Source organism: Tabrizicola sp. (assembly GCF_041911175.1).
Taxonomy (GTDB): Bacteria; Pseudomonadota; Alphaproteobacteria; order Rhodobacterales; family Rhodobacteraceae; genus Tabrizicola.
This window is the reverse complement of sequence record NZ_JAYRPN010000081.1, coordinates 105,240-121,597: the sequence shown is the minus strand read 5'-3', so window position 1 is coordinate 121,597 and position 16,358 is coordinate 105,240. Positions and strand designations below refer to the sequence as shown.

15 protein-coding genes and 2 tRNA genes are annotated in these 16,358 nt (G+C 67.7%); 15 read left to right on the top strand and 2 right to left on the bottom strand.

What is annotated here, in order from left to right; all coding sequences use genetic code 11:
- On the bottom strand, positions 1–661 hold a 661-nt coding region (locus ACE3P6_RS11660; protein WP_374395089.1), incomplete at its 3' end, for a Glu/Leu/Phe/Val dehydrogenase.
- Between the two features lie 312 nt (positions 662–973).
- On the opposite strand from ACE3P6_RS11660, the gene ACE3P6_RS11655 reads away from it, so the two are divergent.
- From ACE3P6_RS11655 to ACE3P6_RS11585, 15 genes are all read left to right on the top strand, one after another.
- A complete protein-coding gene (locus tag ACE3P6_RS11655) occupies positions 974–2,962 on the top strand; it encodes a pilus assembly protein TadG-related protein (RefSeq protein WP_374372057.1) in 1,989 nt (662 codons plus the stop codon).
- A complete protein-coding gene (locus tag ACE3P6_RS11650; protein ID WP_374372059.1) occupies positions 2,959–3,504 on the top strand; it encodes a TadE/TadG family type IV pilus assembly protein in 546 nt (181 codons plus the stop codon). Before ACE3P6_RS11655 ends, ACE3P6_RS11650 begins: the two co-directional genes overlap by 4 nt.
- A gap of 5 nt (positions 3,505–3,509) precedes the next feature.
- Positions 3,510–4,124: a TadE/TadG family type IV pilus assembly protein gene (locus tag ACE3P6_RS11645; RefSeq protein WP_374395086.1), complete on the top strand. Its 615-nt coding sequence runs from the start codon at positions 3,510–3,512 to the stop codon at positions 4,122–4,124.
- A 77-nt stretch (positions 4,125–4,201) separates the two neighbouring features.
- Positions 4,202–4,432, top strand: coding sequence for a hypothetical protein (locus ACE3P6_RS11640; RefSeq protein WP_374395084.1), 231 nt, complete (start codon positions 4,202–4,204; stop codon positions 4,430–4,432).
- 65 nt (positions 4,433–4,497) lie between these two features.
- Positions 4,498–5,787, top strand: coding sequence for a homoserine dehydrogenase (locus tag ACE3P6_RS11635; RefSeq protein ID WP_374395081.1), 1,290 nt, complete (start codon positions 4,498–4,500; stop codon positions 5,785–5,787).
- A 64-nt stretch (positions 5,788–5,851) separates the two neighbouring features.
- A complete protein-coding gene (locus ACE3P6_RS11630; RefSeq protein ID WP_374395079.1) occupies positions 5,852–6,940 on the top strand; it encodes a hypothetical protein in 1,089 nt (362 codons plus the stop codon).
- An 81-nt stretch (positions 6,941–7,021) separates the two neighbouring features.
- The gene (gene glpX, locus ACE3P6_RS11625) at positions 7,022–7,987 is read left to right on the top strand and encodes a class II fructose-bisphosphatase (protein WP_374395076.1); all 966 of its coding nucleotides are present in this window, start codon (positions 7,022–7,024) and stop codon (positions 7,985–7,987) included.
- A gap of 291 nt (positions 7,988–8,278) precedes the next feature.
- Positions 8,279–10,018, top strand: a complete 1,740-nt coding sequence (gene recJ, locus ACE3P6_RS11620; protein WP_374395073.1) for a single-stranded-DNA-specific exonuclease RecJ — start codon at positions 8,279–8,281, stop codon at positions 10,016–10,018.
- A gap of 62 nt (positions 10,019–10,080) precedes the next feature.
- A tRNA-Glu gene (locus ACE3P6_RS11615) sits at positions 10,081–10,155 on the top strand.
- A 115-nt stretch (positions 10,156–10,270) separates the two neighbouring features.
- On the top strand, positions 10,271–11,062 hold the full coding sequence (locus ACE3P6_RS11610) for a lytic transglycosylase domain-containing protein (protein ID WP_374395096.1): 792 nt from the start codon (positions 10,271–10,273) through the stop codon (positions 11,060–11,062).
- Between the two features lie 43 nt (positions 11,063–11,105).
- Positions 11,106–11,180, top strand: a tRNA-Glu gene (locus ACE3P6_RS11605).
- A gap of 89 nt (positions 11,181–11,269) precedes the next feature.
- Positions 11,270–12,484: an ABC transporter substrate-binding protein gene (locus ACE3P6_RS11600; protein WP_374395071.1), complete on the top strand. Its 1,215-nt coding sequence runs from the start codon at positions 11,270–11,272 to the stop codon at positions 12,482–12,484.
- Between the two features lie 184 nt (positions 12,485–12,668).
- Positions 12,669–13,526, top strand: a complete 858-nt coding sequence (locus ACE3P6_RS11595; protein ID WP_374395068.1) for an ABC transporter permease — start codon at positions 12,669–12,671, stop codon at positions 13,524–13,526.
- Positions 13,516–14,319: an ABC transporter permease gene (locus ACE3P6_RS11590; RefSeq protein ID WP_374395066.1), complete on the top strand. Its 804-nt coding sequence runs from the start codon at positions 13,516–13,518 to the stop codon at positions 14,317–14,319. Before ACE3P6_RS11595 ends, ACE3P6_RS11590 begins: the two co-directional genes overlap by 11 nt.
- The gene (locus tag ACE3P6_RS11585) at positions 14,316–15,353 is read left to right on the top strand and encodes an ABC transporter ATP-binding protein (RefSeq protein WP_374395064.1); all 1,038 of its coding nucleotides are present in this window, start codon (positions 14,316–14,318) and stop codon (positions 15,351–15,353) included. Before ACE3P6_RS11590 ends, ACE3P6_RS11585 begins: the two co-directional genes overlap by 4 nt.
- 9 nt (positions 15,354–15,362) lie before the next feature.
- Here ACE3P6_RS11585 and ACE3P6_RS11580 read toward each other — a convergent pair whose 3' ends face one another.
- Positions 15,363–16,355: a diguanylate cyclase gene (locus ACE3P6_RS11580; protein ID WP_374395063.1), complete on the bottom strand. Its 993-nt coding sequence runs from the start codon at positions 16,353–16,355 to the stop codon at positions 15,363–15,365.
- Between the last annotated feature and the right edge of the window lie 3 nt (positions 16,356–16,358).

Below are 16,358 nucleotides of genomic sequence, written 5' to 3'. Positions count from 1 at the left end.
TGCCGGTCAGCCCGGCCTTGGCCATGTCGTCCTTGTGCCGGAAGAACTCGCGCAGCGCGAACTGCACGCCGCGCCCCGTCGCCTCCACACGCCCCTGGATGCCCCCGGCATGCGGCGGCTTGCCGGTCACGCAGGCCTTGGCGTTGATGTCGGTGGTGTTCATCCGCGCATACTGGTCGGCGATCCAGGCCATCTCGCGCTCGCCGGTGCCCATGTCGGGGGCGGGCACGTTCTGTGCGGGATGGATCAGGTCGCGCTTGATCAGCTCATAGGCGAAGCGGCGGGTGATCTGTTCCAGCTCATGCTCGTCCCACTGCCGCGGGTCGATGCAGAGGCCGCCTTTCGAGCCGCCGAAGGGCGTCTCCACCAGCGCGCATTTGTAGGTCATCAGCGCCGCCAGCGCCTCGACCTCGTCCTGGTTCACCGACAGCGCGAAGCGGATGCCGCCCTTGACCGGCTCCATGTGTTCGGAATGGACCGAGCGGTAGCCGGTGAAGGTCTCGATCTTGCCCCTGAGCCGCACCCCGAACCGCACCGTGTAGGTCGAGTTGCACACCCGGATCTTCTGCTCCAGACCCGGGCTCAGATCCATCAGCTTCGACGCGCGGTTGAACATCAGGTCAACAGACTCGCGGAAACTGGGTTCACCGGAAACACTCATGCCATTCCTCCCTGAAAGGCCGGGCGCGGCGGGGCGCGCCCTCGCGCCGACCCTACTGCCATGCGGGGGGCAGAGGGAACCCGGAAAGCACCCGCGAATCGGGCCGGAACCGATTCCTTTCCGAATGCTGAACAGCGGGGAATTTTTTCACTCCCGGCGCAGAACACATCGAAATTCCGTAAATTGTTTCGCCGCCGAAGGCGCTGGAGGGGGCCTCGGCAGCAAATGCCTTACTTATGCCCGAAGTTGTGCCTAACTCGAGGATTGGGAACCCGTCCATTTTGCCGGGGGGCTGCTGCTATGGATAGTGACATGTTGACCAAACCTGCCAAGCGACCGGTCTTTGCACACCTCGTCCGAAAGTTCTCCGACTACAGGTCCGAAGAAGGCGGCTCGATCGCCATCTTCGTGGTGTTCATCTTCATCTTCATGCTGCTGTTCGGCGGCATCGCGGTCGACGTGATGCGCTTCGAGATGCGGCGTGTCGCCCTGCAGGAAACGCTGGATCGCGCCACCCTGGCTGCGGCAAACGTGGTCCTGCCCCCGTCGCAGACGCCCCAATCGGTCGTGACCGAATGGTTCAACAAGGCGGGCCTCGGCAACGAACTGACGGTCGACTACTTCGCCCCCACCGTCGGCGGCACCGCCACTGCCAGCTCGCGCGAGGCCTGGGCGCGGGCCAAGGTCCGGTCCTACAACCACTTCATGCACCTGCTCGACCAACCCTATTTCGAGGGCGACACCGTCGCCGTCGCCCAGCAGGGCGTGTCGAAGATCGAGGTGATGATGGTGCTCGACATCACCGGGTCGATGTCTCAGACCTCCGGATCGACCACCAAGATCGCCGCCCTGCGTCAGGCCGCGTCGAACTTCGTGACGATCCTGAAGTACAGCAAGGACGCCGGTGGCGCCTATACCGTCAACAAGGATCCGAACAACCTGATCTCGATCGGGATGGTGCCCTATGCGTCGAACGTGAACGTTCCCGACGCCCTGCGCGACCAGTTCAATGTCACCGACGTCTCGTCGTGGGACGGTGTGGCCAATGCCGGCGTGAACAGCCCCGACATCAACTGCCTTGAGATCCCGACCAGCACCTATTCGCAAACCGGACTGTCCACCGACGATACGATTTCGATGGCGCCGGTGGTGCTGGCAACGAAAAGCGCGGTCACTCCCGGCACCAACACCACAGCTGGCACGACCGGGACGGGCACGAAGGCGGGCGGCGTGATCACGCTCAGCAAGAACACGCCTCCAGGTATCCCGTCGAAGAACACCGACAACTTCGTCTGCAACCATGGCGACAACTTCAGCACGACCGGCATCGACGAATCCGCCTCGAACCAGTTGCTTCTCCCGACCACCAACATCACCACGATCAAGGACCAGATCGCCCAGCTGAATCCGCGCGGCCGGACCTCGATCGCCGTCGGGATGCGCTGGGGCACCGCAATGATCGATGAGGATGCGCGCCCGATCTACACCTCGCTGCGCGGCAGTGAAGCGGCGATGCTGGGGCGGCCGGCCGACAACGACGCTGCCGACACCCGCAAGATCATCGTCCTGATGACCGACGGTACCCACGTCGCCAGTGAAAACGTCATCGCACCCTTCAAGACCGGACTCTCGCCGATCTGGCGCGGCACTGACGGCAACATGGTGATCCGCTACACCAATGGCGGCCTGGCCAAGACCGGCGGCCTGCGCCCCGGCCTGACGGCCACGACGAACACCTGTTCGGGCTGGGTGATCCCCGCAGGCCGCGAATTCTTCGCGCCGCACCTCAAGGAGAACGCGGTCAAGGCCAAGTTCAAGGCGACCGATGCGGAAGGCCTCGGCTCCGGTACCGCCGCTGCCGTCACCGGCGCCTGCGACCCGCGCGCCTGGATTTCCTCGGCCGGAATTCCCAGCTGGCCGGGCAGCGGCACCGTTCGCCAACTCGACTGGAGCGAAGTCTGGCGCTACGCCTCGGTCGACTGGGTGATCCGCCAGCTTTACATGCGCTCGGGCGTCGATGGCACCAACAACTACACGGCTGTCTATGATCAGTTCGTCGCTCCCTATCTGGGCAGCACCTCCTACATGGACACCCTCCTGAACACCAACTGCACCGCGGCCAAGACCGCCGGGGTCGAGGTGTTCGGCATCATTCTCGGCGACGCCGTCACCGAAGGCCCGATCAAGAACTGCGCCTCGCCGGGCACCGGCTACTACTACAAGGTGACGAACGCCGACAACCTGAACTCGGTTTTCGAACAGATCGCCGTGCTGATTTCCGACCTGAAGCTGACGCAATGAACCGCCTGATCAAATTCCTGCACGACGAACGCGGATCGGCCTCGATCGAATTCGTGCTGGTTTTCCCGATCGTCTTCACGGTGTTCACGGCCTCGGTCGAAAGCAGCATGTACATGGCGAAATACGTCATGTTCGAACGCAGCGTCGACAAGGTGGTGCGCGAACTTCGCCTGGGCAACTACGGGTCGATCACCCATCAGGCCCTGAAGCAGAAGATTTGCGAAGCCGGCATGCTTACCGGCAGCAAGTCCGGTTGCATGAACGCAATGAAGATCTGGATGCAGCCGATCAACACCGGTACCTTCGCGATGGGTTCGACGGCGAAGACCTGCGTCGACAAGGCCAGCGACATCAACACCGGCGACCCGCCGGCGAACGAATATGCGATGGGCACCGACAACGACATCATGCTGGTGCGTATCTGCATGAAGGAATGGCCGATGTTCCCGACGTCCGCAATCAGCGTGAAGATGCCCACCGACAGCAATGACGGCTCGGTTTCGATGGTCGTGACATCTGTCTTCGTGAATGAGCCGGGGTGAGACGCATGCGCAACCTGCCGAACCGTTTCCGCGCCTTTCTCCGCGACGAAGATGGCCTGATCCTCGCCGAAGGCCTGATCATGCTGCCGCTGTTGATCTGGGCGCTGGTTGCGATGTTCATCTACTGGGACGTCTTCCGGACGATCAACATGACGCAGAAGGCGGCCTATTCCATCGCCGACCTCCTCTCGCGCCAGAAGAACACGATTCCGCTCGCCTATGCGAACGGCCTGCAGAACATCATGGATTTCCTGACGCCGGGCGGGCATCCGGTGAAGATCCGCATCACCAGCTTCGAATGCAATGCGCCGACTGCACCCAAGACCTGCAACGCGACCAGCGGCAGCTACAAGCTCCTGTTCTCCTATTCGCCGAAGAACAAGGTCACCGACCTGATGACCGAACCCGAGATTCAGAACTGGAAGACCACGAAGATTCCGACCCTGAACAACGGCGAAAGCGTGTTCGTGGTCGAGACCTCGGTGGAGTTCAAGGCGCAGTTGCAGACCGTGCTGGCCGGCTTGCTGGTGGGCGTCGACGACAGCACATTCGGCCAGTTCATCGTCACGCGCCCGCGCAATCGCCGCCTCTGCCTTGCGGGCACATCCACCTGCACCTGACCCTTGTCTTCCGCCCGACGCTTCCCCTTCGCGCGTTCCGGGGATAGCCTTGCGTCGCGTGCCACAACGGGGTCGACATGCGCCAGACCACCCTTCCTCTTCTTTGCCTCGTCGCGCTTGCCGCCTGCGCGCCCTTTCCGAACGGCAGCGCTGCGGAGCCGGGCACCACCCCGCCGCCGCTTCTTCCCATTGACGAGCTGATCGCCCAGGCCGGTCCTGCCGCCACCGACCCCGGCCCCGCGCTTGCCAGCCGGGCCGCACGGCTCAAGGCCCGCGCCGCCGTCATCGGCACAACCCCCGCTCCCTGACGGCGTTGCACCCCGCCCGGCTTCCGGCTAACAGACGTGAGCCAATAATTGCCCGAGGTTACCCGATGTCCGCCGCCCCCTTGCGTCTTGGTCTTGCCGGTTTGGGAACCGTCGGCATCGGCGTCGTCAAGATCGTCCAGGCCCATGCCGACCTCATCGCCGCCCGCGCCGGTCGCCCGGTGGTGGTCACCGCCGTCTCGGCCCGCGACCGCACGAAGAACCGCGATGCCGACCTTTCCGACTATGCCTGGGAAACCGACCCGGTGGCCCTCGCCACGCGGGAAGACATCGACGTCTTCGTCGAAGTGATGGGCGGCCACGAAGGCGCGGCCAAGCAGGCCACCGAAGCCGCCCTCGCCGCGGGAAAGCACGTCGTCACCGCCAACAAGGCGCTGCTCGCCCACCACGGCCAGGCCCTTGCCGAGGCCGCCGAACGCGAAGGCCTCGCGCTGCGCTTCGAAGCCGCCGTCGCGGGCGGCATCCCCGTCATCAAGGCCCTGACTGAAGGTCTTGCGGGCAACCGGATGAAGCGCGTCATGGGCGTGATGAACGGCTCCTGCAACTACATCCTCACCCGGATGCAGGCCGAGAACCTGCCCTACGAGACCGTCTTCGAGGAAGCCCGCCAGCTCGGCTACCTGGAGGCCGACCCCAACCTCGACGTGGGTGGCATCGACGCGGGCCACAAGCTGTCGCTCCTCGCTTCCATCGCCTTCGGCACCCGCGTCGCCTTCGACGCGGTCGAGCTGGAAGGCATCGGCAACGTCTCGATCGACGACATCCGCCTGGCCGAGGACATGGGCTACCGGATCAAGCTCCTTGGCGTCGCGCAGATGACCGGGCGGGGCCTGGAACAGCGCATGACCCCCTGCCTCGTCCCTGCCGACAGTCCCTTGGGCCAGCTGCAGGGCGGCACCAACATGGTCGTCCTCGAAGGCGATCAGGTCGGACAGATCGTCCTGCGCGGCCCCGGCGCCGGGATGGGCCCCACCGCTTCCGCCGTCATGGCCGACGTGATCGACATCGCCCGCGGGGCCCGGTTGCCCACCTTCGGCCAACCCGCCGCGACCCTGACCGCCGCCCAACCTGCCCGCGCCGCCACCCCCGCGCCCTACTACCTGCGCATGACGCTGCTCGACAAACCCGGAGCCTTGGCGAAAATCGCCACCTGCCTCGGCGATGCCGGCGTCTCCATCGACCAGATGCGCCAGTACGGCCACCAGGGCGCCAATGCCCCGGTCCTGATCGTCACCCACAAGGCCGCCCCCGACGACGTGGCCCACGCCATGACCCGCTTCGCCGCGACCGGCGTGCTGGTCGGGCAACCCGTCGCCATCCGGATCGAGGAAGTCTGATCCTTGACAGACCCCGCCCGCCGGCCTGATCCTTGACCAGTGGTGCAAGGATTTGGGACAGGCGATGCGCATATTCCTTCTAGCACTCCTTCTCGCCGCACCGGCCATCGCGGACCCGATTTCCGGTGCCGATGATCCCGCCTTCCGCGCCCCGTTTGATCGCGCGCTGCAAACCGACGACCCCACTGCCCTCCTCGACCTCCACGCAGCCGCCGAGGCCGGAAACACCGCCGCCCTCCTTGCTCTTCCCGCCGTCAACCACTGGCTCCGCGCCACCCTCCCCTTCGCCGACCGCAAACGCATCGCCCGCGTGAACGGCACGCCCCTGGCAGAGGCCGTGGCCGCCGCCGATCAGGTCGCCGAACTCTGGGCCGAGGGCGAATTCACCTCGCCCCCCGAAACCACGCTAGACCGCTCCCTTGGCCTCTTCGCGGCGGGCGAGACGCAGAAGGCCATCTTCCTGTTCCAGTCCTGGGTCAACCAGACCGGCGGTGGCGGCCCCTTGCCGGATGGCCTTTTCGATCTGCCGATCCCGGACTGGACGCTCGCCACCCTGTTCCGTTCCCGAATGACCGGTTTCGACCCCACCACGATGGCCGACACGAAGATCCTCCTGGCCCGCCGCCTCAAGGCCGACGACCCCGCTGCATATTTCGCACTCAACGGCCTCGCCGGTCTGGACGGGTCCGACCAAACGGTGCTGATCGACGAGCAGGAACTCACCGCCATGATCTTCGCCGCCGGTCTCACCCGCGAGGCCTTCGACCGCCGCCGCGCCGAGCTTCTCCCTGCACTCCGGCTCACCCGCGCATGGGCCGAGCCGGTCGACGCTGCGACCGCCTTGGCAGGCTGGACGCAGATCGCCGATGACCCTGGGTTTGAACCGCTACATGCCCTCTGCCAAGCAAGCTGCACCGCGACCGCCAGTGCCTGCATGGCCGCCTATGTCGCAGGCTTCGGCCCGCCCCAGGGTTACTTGGCCCAGTCGCAGCCCTTCATCAGCGTGATCCCCGAAGCCGAGTTCCTCGCCACCCCCCGCGGCTCCAGGCTCTTGCTCGGCCCCGCCACCGTTCCCGTCGACGACCCGCGCGTCACCACCGTCCGCCAGATCGACGCCTGCCTTGCCGATACGCTCACCGCACCGCGCCCCTGACCCCCGTTAGCGCCACCATCCTTGCCCCTCCACCAACCCCCCGCTACACCGGGAAAAATCGCGCGATACCTCGGGGGACCCATGTCTGAAAAACTGAACTTCCAGGACCGGCTCCTGTCCCTCGGCCTTGGCCGCGTGTCCGAAGCGGCCGCCCTCGCCTCGGCCCGCCTGATCGGGCGCGGCGATGAAAAGGCCGCCGACCAGGCCGCCGTCAACGCGATGCGCGACCAGCTCAACCTCCTCGACATCAAGGGCGTCGTCGTCATCGGCGAGGGCGAACGCGACGAGGCCCCGATGCTGTATATCGGCGAAGAGGTCGGCACCGGCAACGGACCCCAGGTCGACATCGCGCTCGACCCGCTGGAAGGTACGACCCTCACCGCCAAGGACATGCCGAACGCGCTGACCGTGATCGCGATGGCCCCGCGCGGCACGCTCTTGCACGCGCCCGACGTCTATATGGACAAGCTCGCCATCGGCCCCGGCTTCAAATCGGGCACCGTCACCATGTCGATGTCCCCCTCCGAGCGCGTCTCGGCGCTCGCCGCCGCCAAGGGCTGCTCGACCGAGGACATCACCGTCTGCATCCTCGACCGCCCCCGGCACGAGGATCTGATCGCCGAGGTCCGCTCCACCGGCGCGGCGATCCGGCTGATCACCGATGGCGACGTGGCCGGCGTCATGCACTGCGCCGAACCCGAGATCACCGGGATCGACATGTACATGGGCTCCGGCGGCGCGCCCGAGGGCGTGCTGGCGGCAGCGGCGCTGAAATGCATGGGCGGCCAGTTCTACGGCAAGCTACTGTTCCGCAACGACGACGAACGGGCCCGCGCCCGCAAGGCCGGGATCACCAACTTCGACCGTGTCTACACCCGCGACGACCTGGTCCGCTCCGACGTGATCTTCTCGGCCACCGGCGTGACCAACGGCTCGCTCCTTGCGGGCATCAAACGCGAACCCGGCTGGGTGACGCTGGAGACGATCCTGATGCGCTCCAAGACCGGCTCCGTCCGGCGGATGACCTACAAGAGCCCCCTGCGCTGACACTGGACCCGTAGGTCGGGGTTCACCCCGACTCCCCCCGTAGGGTTGCGCTACAGCGCACCATCATCATCCACCAGGACCCAACTTCGGATCGCCCAGGCAACCCTCCCCTTGCCGGGAGCAATGGCTTGCGCTCTCCGGCAGCCCCGCCGATCCCCCACCACCAACGCCCTAACGCCCGGTTAACACCCGCGACCAACCCCTTGATTCCAAACGCCCCGATTTTCTGTCCACCGTGGACACCCCCCACCCCCCTTGCCACGCCGCTCCCTTTCCGGCACCCCTACCCGCATGACCTCCTTCCTGAACGTCGCCACCTCCCTCACCGGCCGCCGCTGGACCGGCCCTGACCCCGCGCAGGACAGGCTGGCCGAGGGCATGGCGCAAGCGACCCGCCTCCCCCTCCCCCTCTGCCGCATCCTCGCCGCCCGCGGGATCACGCCCGAGGCCGCGCCCGCCTTCCTCGCCCCCTCGCTCCGCGATCTCCTCCCCGACCCCCTCACCCTGCGCGACATGGCCCCCGCCGCTGACCGCCTCCTCCGCGCCGTCGCGGCCCGCGAAAAGATCGCCATCTTCGCCGACTACGACGTCGACGGCGGTGCCTCCGCCGCCCTCCTCCTGACCTGGCTCCGCCACTTCGGCCTCGCCGCCACCCTCTACATTCCCGACCGCATCGACGAAGGCTACGGCCCCAACGTCCCCGCGATGGCCAGCCTCGCCGCCGCGCATGACCTCATTCTCTGCGTCGACTGCGGCACCCTTAGCCACGACCCCATCGCCGCCGCCAAAGGGGCCGACGTGGTGATCCTCGACCACCACCTCGCCCTCGAAACCCTGCCGCAAGCCCTCGCCATCGTGAACCCGAACCGGCAGGACGAGGACGGCACGCTGGCCCATCTCTGCGCCGCCGGAGTGGTCTTCCTCCTCCTCGTCGAAGCCAACCGCCGCCTGAAGCAACAGGGCAGTCAGGTCCCCGACCTCATGGCCCTCCTCGACCTCGTCGCGCTGGCCACCGTCGCCGATGTCGCGCCCCTGACCGGCGTCAACCGCGCCTTCGTCCGGCAGGGGCTGAAGGTGATGGCCCGCCGCGACCGCCCCGGCCTCCGCGCGCTGGCCGATGTCGCGCGGATGGATCAGGCGCCAACCCCCTACGCCCTCGGTTTCCTGCTCGGCCCCCGGGTCAACGCCGGCGGTCGCATCGGCCAGGCCGACCTCGGTGCCCGCCTCCTCGCCACGGCGGACGAGATGGAGGCCGCCCGCCTTGCCGCGCAGCTCGACCAGCTCAACACCGACCGGCGCGAGATCACCGAGGCCGTCCGCATCGAAGCCCTCGCCCAGGCCGAAGCGCGGGGCCTCGACGCCCCCCTCGTCTGGGCCGCCGCCGAGGGCTGGCATCCCGGCGTCGTGGGCATCGTCGCCGCGCGCCTGAAGGAAGCCGCCAACCGCCCTTCGGTGGTGATCGGCTTCGAGGGCGACGACGGCAAGGGCTCCGCCCGCTCGATCCACGGCGTCGACCTTGGCGCGGCGATCCAGCGCCTTGCGGCTGAGGGGATGATCACCAAGGGCGGCGGGCACAAGATGGCCGCGGGCCTCTCCCTGACCCGCGCGCAGCTGCAGCCCGCGATGGAGCGCCTGGCCGACCTGCTCGCCCGGCAAGGCTCCGGCGCCCAGGGCCCGCAGGACCTGCGGATCGACAGCCTGCTCGCCACCTCCGCCGCCACCGTCGCATTGGTCGAGCAGGTGGAAACCGCCGGTCCCTTCGGCCAGGCCGCCCCCGCCCCCCGCTTCGCCTTCGCCAATGCCCAGGTCAGCGCCCGGCGAATCGGCGACAGCCACCTGAAGCTGACCGTCAGCGACGGCTCCGGCCCGGCGCTCGACGCCATCGCCTTTGGCGCCTTCGACGGCCCGCTCGGTCCCGCGCTGGATAATCCCGGCCACCGCCGCTTTCACCTCGCGGGGAAACTGGAGCTGAACCACTGGAACGGCCGCACCCGCGTGCAGTTGCGCCTCGACGACGCCGCCCCGGCATAAACCCCGCATTTTCCGCTTGCAGAACGCGGTGGCAGATTCTAGACACCGCCCACCGACAGCGTGGCCCGTTCGTCTATCGGTTAGGACACCTGGTTTTCAACCAGGTAAGAGGGGTTCGACTCCCCTACGGGCTGCCACTTCACCAACATGTCAGCAACACCTCACCCCGCTTCACAACGGCGTGCTTGATTGTTCCATCGCTCTCAATAGATTGGCGGAAATCCCAAGCACAGGTGTCTGACCGTGAGCCTACTGTCCCGATTTGCCGTCCTCGCCCTTCTTTCCACGCTTCCCGCCTCGGTCCAGGCCGCCAGTTGCAGCGATACCGGCGGCCAGTATGAGGGCTGGAAAGCCGAAATGGCCACTGAGGCCAAGGCGGAAGGCGTCGGCAAGCGCGGGATCGACGCGCTGATGGCGACCTCCTATTCCAAGGCGACCATCGGTGCCGACCGCAACCAGAAAAGCTTCAAATACAGCCTGGAGAAATTCCTCAACGTCCGCGGCGCCGATACCATCGTGGCCCAGGGGCGGGCCCGCAAGGCGAAGAACCCCGACTTCTACGCCAGTCTCGAGGCGACCTACGGCGTTCCCGCCGGGGTCCTGATCGCGATTCACGGGATGGAGACCGGCTTCGGCGGCTTCATGGGCGATACCAACGTCGTTTCGGCCATCGCCACCCTGACCTACGACTGCCGCCGCTCTGACTTCTTCCGCCCGCACCTCATCGGCGCGCTGAAGATGGTCGATGCGGGCATGATCTCGGCCAAGACGACAGGGGCCAAGCATGGCGAGCTGGGCCATACCCAGTTCCTGCCCGGCAACGCCTATGCCTATGGCGTGGACGGCAACGGCGACGGCAGGGTCGATCTCTACAACCAGGCCGACGCGCTGGCGACCACCGCCAACTACCTTCGCAAGAAGGGCTGGAAGCCCGGCAAGGGCTACCAGGAAGGCGAGCCGAACTTCGCCGTGATCGGCCAGTGGAACGCCGCCAAGGTCTACCAGCAGGCCATCGCCATCATGGGCGCCCGCATCGACGGCTGACCCCTTGCATCCCCCCGCGCGCCCGGATAGGACGCGCGGCAGTGGCCCGTTCGTCTATCGGTTAGGACACCTGGTTTTCAACCAGGTAAGAGGGGTTCGACTCCCCTACGGGCTGCCACTTCCGTTACACTCCGCCAACGGCCCTGTGACTGGCATTTCATCCGGTTATCGGTTTCATGGGTTCAGACCCCGAGCCCCGGAGCCTCCATGCTGCGTCCCCTTGCCGTCCTCCTTCTCCTCTCCACCGCCGTCCAGGCCGACACCGCCGACGGCGCGGCGCTGAAGGCGATGACCTGGGACCAGATCACCGCAGAAGCCCGGGGCGGCACGGTCAACTGGTTCATGTGGGGCGGCGCCGACACCATCAACGCCTATGTCTCGGGCTACATCGCCGACCGGCTGAAGGCCGAGTACGACATCACCCTCAACCGCGTGCCGATCACCGATGCCGCCGACATCGTGAACCAGGTCCTGACCGAGAAGGAGGCGGGCGTCACCGACACCGGCGCAGTCGACCTCATCTGGATCAACGGCGAAAACTTCCGCGCGATGAAACAGGGTGATCTCGCCTTCTGCGGCTATACGGCATTGCTGCCGAACGACGGGCTGGTGAACTGGGACAATCCCGCCATCGCCAATGACTTCGGCGTGCCCGTCGACGGCTGCGAAGTGCCCTGGAACACCGTGCAATTCGCCTTCGCGACCGACAGCGCCAAGGTGGCCCAGCCGCCCGCCGACATGGCCGCGCTCCTGGACTGGATCAAGGCCAACCCCGGCCGCTTCACCTATCCCGCGCCCCCGGACTTCACCGGCAGCGCCTTCCTGCGCCATGTCTTCATCCATGCCGCCGGCGGCCCCGAGGCGCTGCTCGGCCCCTTCGACCAGGCGAAATTCGATGAAACCGCCGCGAAGACCTGGACCATCCTGAACGGGATCGAGCCCTTCCTCTGGCGCGAGGGCAAGACCTACCCCACCAGCGTCACCCAGCTGAACGAGCTTTTCGCCAACGGCGAGGTCGCCTTCACCTTCAACTACGACCCCGCGCAGTTCGGCCTTGCCGTCGATGCCGGGACCTACCCCGCGACAACCCGCTCCTTCGGGCTGAGCGACGGGACCATCGGCAACACCAACTACACGCTGATCCCGTTCAACTCGCCCAACAAGGCCGCCGCGATGGTGGTGCAGAACCTGCTTCTCTCGGGCGAGGCGCAGCTTGAAAAGGCCAAGACCGAAGTCTGGGGTGCCGCCCCCGCGATCGAGATCGCCCGCACCGCTCAGCAGGTCCAGGCCGGTTTCGCCGCGATCAAGGCGCACCCTTCCGTCGTCCCCGCCGCCGAACTGGCAAAGGCCGCGCTGCCTGAACTGCAAGCCGACTGGCTGACCGCCATCGAGAAGGGCTGGGCCGAACACGTCGGCAACTGACCGCTCCTCGTTCGCCTTCGGCTCCTCCTCGCCCGGCCCCGCCACACCGCGCGAGGAGGACCGAAGGTCCCGACGAGCTTCCTCACGGACGTCCGGCGACGAGAAGACGAAGTCGCACGAGGAGCACCCGCTTGCCCGCCGTTGCCGCATCGCGCAAGCTGCGCCCCACCGCAGGGACCGAACCGTGACCGACCGCAGCCGCCTCGCCCTTCTCCTCGCCCCCGCGCTGGCCATCCTGGCCGGGCTCTTCCTCACCGGCCTCGGCCTCACGTTCCTGCGCTCGCTGCACTACGCCCCCGCCCTGGGCGAAACCGCCCCGAACCTCTCCGCCTACTCCGCCATCCTCACCTCCCCCGGCTTCCTGAAATCCCTCGCCCTCTCGCTCTGGATCGCCACCGCCTCCACCCTCCTCGCCGCCGCCCTTGCCCTCTCAGCCGCCCTCCTCCTCCGCCAAAGCTTTCCCGGCCGCGCCCTCATCGCCTTTCTCGTCCAGCTGAATCTGACCATCCCCCATATCGTCGGCGCGGTGGGCCTCCTCTATCTGATCTCCCAGTCCGGCGCCCTCGCCCGCCTCGCCTTTGCCGCCGGGCTGATCTCCGGCCCGCAGGACTTTCCCGCCCTCACCCACGACCCCTACGCGCTCGGGATCATCCTGCTCTACGTCTGGAAGGAGACGCCCTTCATCACCCTGATCCTTCTCGCCAACCTGCAAACGCTGGGCGAGGATCACGAGGCCACCGCCCGCACCCTGGGTGCAACCCGCTGGCAGGCCTTCCGCCACGTCCTTCTGCCCATGCTGATGCCCGCCCTCGCTGCCGCCTCGGCGCTGGTCTTCGCCTTCGCCTTCGGCGCCTACGAGGTGCCACTCGTCCTCGGCGCCCATGCCCCGAAGGCACTGCCCATCCTCGCCTGGCAGGCCTGGACCGATACCGACCTCGCCACCCGGCCCGAGGCGATGGCGATGGCCGTCATCATCGCGCTGATCGGCCTCGCGACCCTCCTTCTCTACGCCCGCCTCCTCGGGGTCCGCGATGCCCGCTAGCACCCGCAGCCTCGCCGCCCTCGCCCTTGCAGGCTTCCTGGTCCTGCCGCTCCTGCCGCTTCTCGTCTGGTCCTTCGCCCACGGCTGGCGCTTTCCCGACCTGCTGCCGCAGGACTGGTCGCCGAAGGCCTGGGGCTACGCCCTCTCCCCCGCCTCCGGGGTCCTGCAGGGCTTTGCCACCACCACCCTCATCGCCGCTGCCACGACCCTGCTCGCCGCCCTGATCGGGGTGCCTGCGGGACGCGCCCTCGGCCTTCACCGCTTTCGCGGCAAGGCGCTTGTCACCCTCCTCCTCCTCGCACCGGCGATCCTGCCCGGCCTTGCCGTCGTCTTCGGCCTGCACGGCCTGTTCCTGCGCCTCGGCCTGACCGGAAGCCTGACCGGCGTCGTCCTCGCCCACCTGATCCCGGTCCTGCCCTACATGACCCTGATCATGGCCGCCGTCTTTTCCCGCTTCGACCCCGCGTTCGAGGCCCAGGCCCGCAGCCTTGGCGCCACGCCCCTGCAGACCTTCCGCGCCGTCACCCTGCCCGCCATCCTGCCCGGCCTGGTGACCGCCGCGCTCTTCGCCTTCCTCGTCTCCTGGTCGCAATACCTTCTGACCCTCGCCATCGGCGGCGGGCGGGTGCAGACCCTGCCCCTCCTCCTGTTCAGTTTCGCCAGCGCGGGGCGGAACGACATCACCGCCGCCGTGGCGCTGCTCTACATCCTGCCCGGCCTTGTCATCCTCGGCCTCACCGCCCGCCGCATCACCGGCCGCAACGCCGCCCTGACCGACAGCCTCCGACCATGACCACCCTGTCGCTGACCGGCCTGACCAAGGCCTTCCCCGGAACGGCGGGCGCCGCCGTGCGGGACCTGAGCTTCGTCGTCGAAAGTGGCTCGCTGACTGCCCTTCTCGGCCCCTCGGGCGCGGGCAAGACCACCACGATGAAGCTGATCGCCGGGCTTCTGGCCCCCGATGCGGGCGAGATCACGCTCGACGGCGCACCGATCACCCGCCTGCCGCCCGAGCGGCGCGAGGTGGCGATGGTGTTCCAGGCCCCGCTCCTCTTCCCGCACCTGACCGTCGCGCAGAACGTGGGTTTCGGCCTGAGGATGCGCGGCCAGACCGCCGCCGACAGCGCCAGCGCCGTTGCCGAGATGCTGGACCGTGTCCGCCTGACCGGCCTCGGCGACCGCCGCCCAAGCCAGCTTTCCGGCGGCCAGCAGCAGCGCGCCGCCCTCGCCCGCGCGCTGATTCTGCGGCCCAGGGTCCTGCTCCTCGACGAGCCGCTCTCGAACCTCGACCCCGCCCTGCGCGACGAGATGCGCGGCCTCATCCGCAGCCTTCAGCGCGAGACCGGCACCACCACCCTCGTCATCACCCATGACCAGGCCGAGGCGGTGGCACTGGCCGATTGCATCGGGCTCCTCCTCGACGGGCGCCTGGCCCAGTACGACATCCCCGAGACCTTCTACCGCCGCCCCGCAACCGAAGCCGTCGCCCGGTTCTTCGGCGGGGTGAACTTCATCCCCGGCACTGTGCGCGGCGGCCAGTTCCACTCCGCCCTCGGCCCAATGGCACTGCCCGCAGGTTCAGCCCAGGGCGACCATCTGCTGACGATCCGCCCCGAAGCCCTGCGCCTTGGCCCCGGCGAAAACAGCCGCCCCGCCCAGGTGACCGCCCTCACCTTCCTCGGCACCCAGACCCGCGTCGACCTTTCGGTCGACGGCATCGCCCTGCAGGCCCTTGCGCCGCCCGACGCCGCCCGCACCCTTGGCCCCGGCGACCGGATCACCGTCGCCCTGCCACCGGAAGCTCTCTGGCTCCTGCCCGCCAGCTGATCCTTTTGCCTAGACCCCCGGCAGAACCGCGCGCCCCCGCCCCGCGTGCTTGGCCGCGTAAAGCGCCCGGTCGGCCGCGGCCAGAAGCTGCATCGCATCCGGTGCGGCGAAATCGGTGGAGCGCACGATCCCGATGCTGGCCGAAACCCGCGCTGTCCGCCCCTCGAACGCCATTGGCTGGCTGACCCGGGCGATGATCCTGTCGGCGATGGATTGCAGCGTCTTCGGATCGCTGCGACCGGCGATGATCACCACGAACTCGTCGCCGCCGATCCGCGCCGCGCAATCCTCGGTCCGCACTTGCTCGCGCAGGATGCGGCCCACCGTCGCCAGCACGAAGTCGCCCGCCGCATGGCCCAGCGTGTCGTTCACCGCCTTGAAATAGTCGAGGTCCATGTGCAGCAGCCCGAACCCCGCCCGCGCCGCGCACATCCGCTCCAGCACAAGGTCGGCGGCGCGGCGGTTGCGCAACCCGGTCAGCGGGTCGGTCATCGCCTCTTCCTCGGCCGCCATCCGCGCGCCTTCCAGCCGCAGGTTCAGCCCCCGCAGCTCACGCGTGACGGCGGCATTGGCCTCGGCCAGGTACAGAAGCTCCATCGCCAGGTCGGTCGCTGCGAAATCGGCATCGGTCAAGGCGAGATCGCGCACCGCCGAGATCAGGTCGATCCCGAACGACAGGTTCAACAGCACCATGCCCCGTGATCCGAGCCGCTGGCCGAGGCCGCGCAGGCCAGCCTTGACCCCGTGGCGCGGCACCAGGCGAAAGCGGTTCCCGCCGCGCGCCAACACCTCCCCGACCGTCACCGCCCCGCCGGGCGAGCGCACCTCGAACAGGTCCTCGAACCGGGCGCCCGGCACCGCCGCGTCGCGCAGCACCTGCGCCAGCGTCGGCCCGTAGCTCAGCGCGCGACCCTCGGCATCAAGCAGCAGGTGCATTGGCATGAACCGCGCCAGCACGGCGCTGTCCAGCTCGATCCGATGGGCGGGAAGGTCGGCCTGCATGCC

What these genes read in the sequence shown, in the direction of transcription:
- ACE3P6_RS11655 (WP_374372057.1), top strand. Translation starts at nt 974, where the DNA reads ATGTTGACCAAACCTGCCAAGCGACCGGTCTTTGCACACCTCGTCCGA.
- ACE3P6_RS11650 (WP_374372059.1), top strand. Translation starts at nt 2,959, where the DNA reads ATGAACCGCCTGATCAAATTCCTGCACGACGAACGCGGATCGGCCTCG.
- ACE3P6_RS11645 (WP_374395086.1), top strand. Translation starts at nt 3,510, where the DNA reads ATGCGCAACCTGCCGAACCGTTTCCGCGCCTTTCTCCGCGACGAAGAT.
- ACE3P6_RS11640 (WP_374395084.1), top strand. Translation starts at nt 4,202, where the DNA reads ATGCGCCAGACCACCCTTCCTCTTCTTTGCCTCGTCGCGCTTGCCGCC.
- ACE3P6_RS11635 (WP_374395081.1), top strand. Translation starts at nt 4,498, where the DNA reads ATGTCCGCCGCCCCCTTGCGTCTTGGTCTTGCCGGTTTGGGAACCGTC.
- ACE3P6_RS11630 (WP_374395079.1), top strand. Translation starts at nt 5,852, where the DNA reads ATGCGCATATTCCTTCTAGCACTCCTTCTCGCCGCACCGGCCATCGCG.
- glpX (WP_374395076.1), top strand. Translation starts at nt 7,022, where the DNA reads ATGTCTGAAAAACTGAACTTCCAGGACCGGCTCCTGTCCCTCGGCCTT.
- recJ (WP_374395073.1), top strand. Translation starts at nt 8,279, where the DNA reads ATGACCTCCTTCCTGAACGTCGCCACCTCCCTCACCGGCCGCCGCTGG.
- ACE3P6_RS11600 (WP_374395071.1), top strand. Translation starts at nt 11,270, where the DNA reads ATGCTGCGTCCCCTTGCCGTCCTCCTTCTCCTCTCCACCGCCGTCCAG.
- ACE3P6_RS11590 (WP_374395066.1), top strand. Translation starts at nt 13,516, where the DNA reads ATGCCCGCTAGCACCCGCAGCCTCGCCGCCCTCGCCCTTGCAGGCTTC.
- ACE3P6_RS11585 (WP_374395064.1), top strand. Translation starts at nt 14,316, where the DNA reads ATGACCACCCTGTCGCTGACCGGCCTGACCAAGGCCTTCCCCGGAACG.
- ACE3P6_RS11580 (WP_374395063.1), bottom strand. Translation starts at nt 16,355, where the DNA reads ATGCAGGCCGACCTTCCCGCCCATCGGATCGAGCTGGACAGCGCCGTG.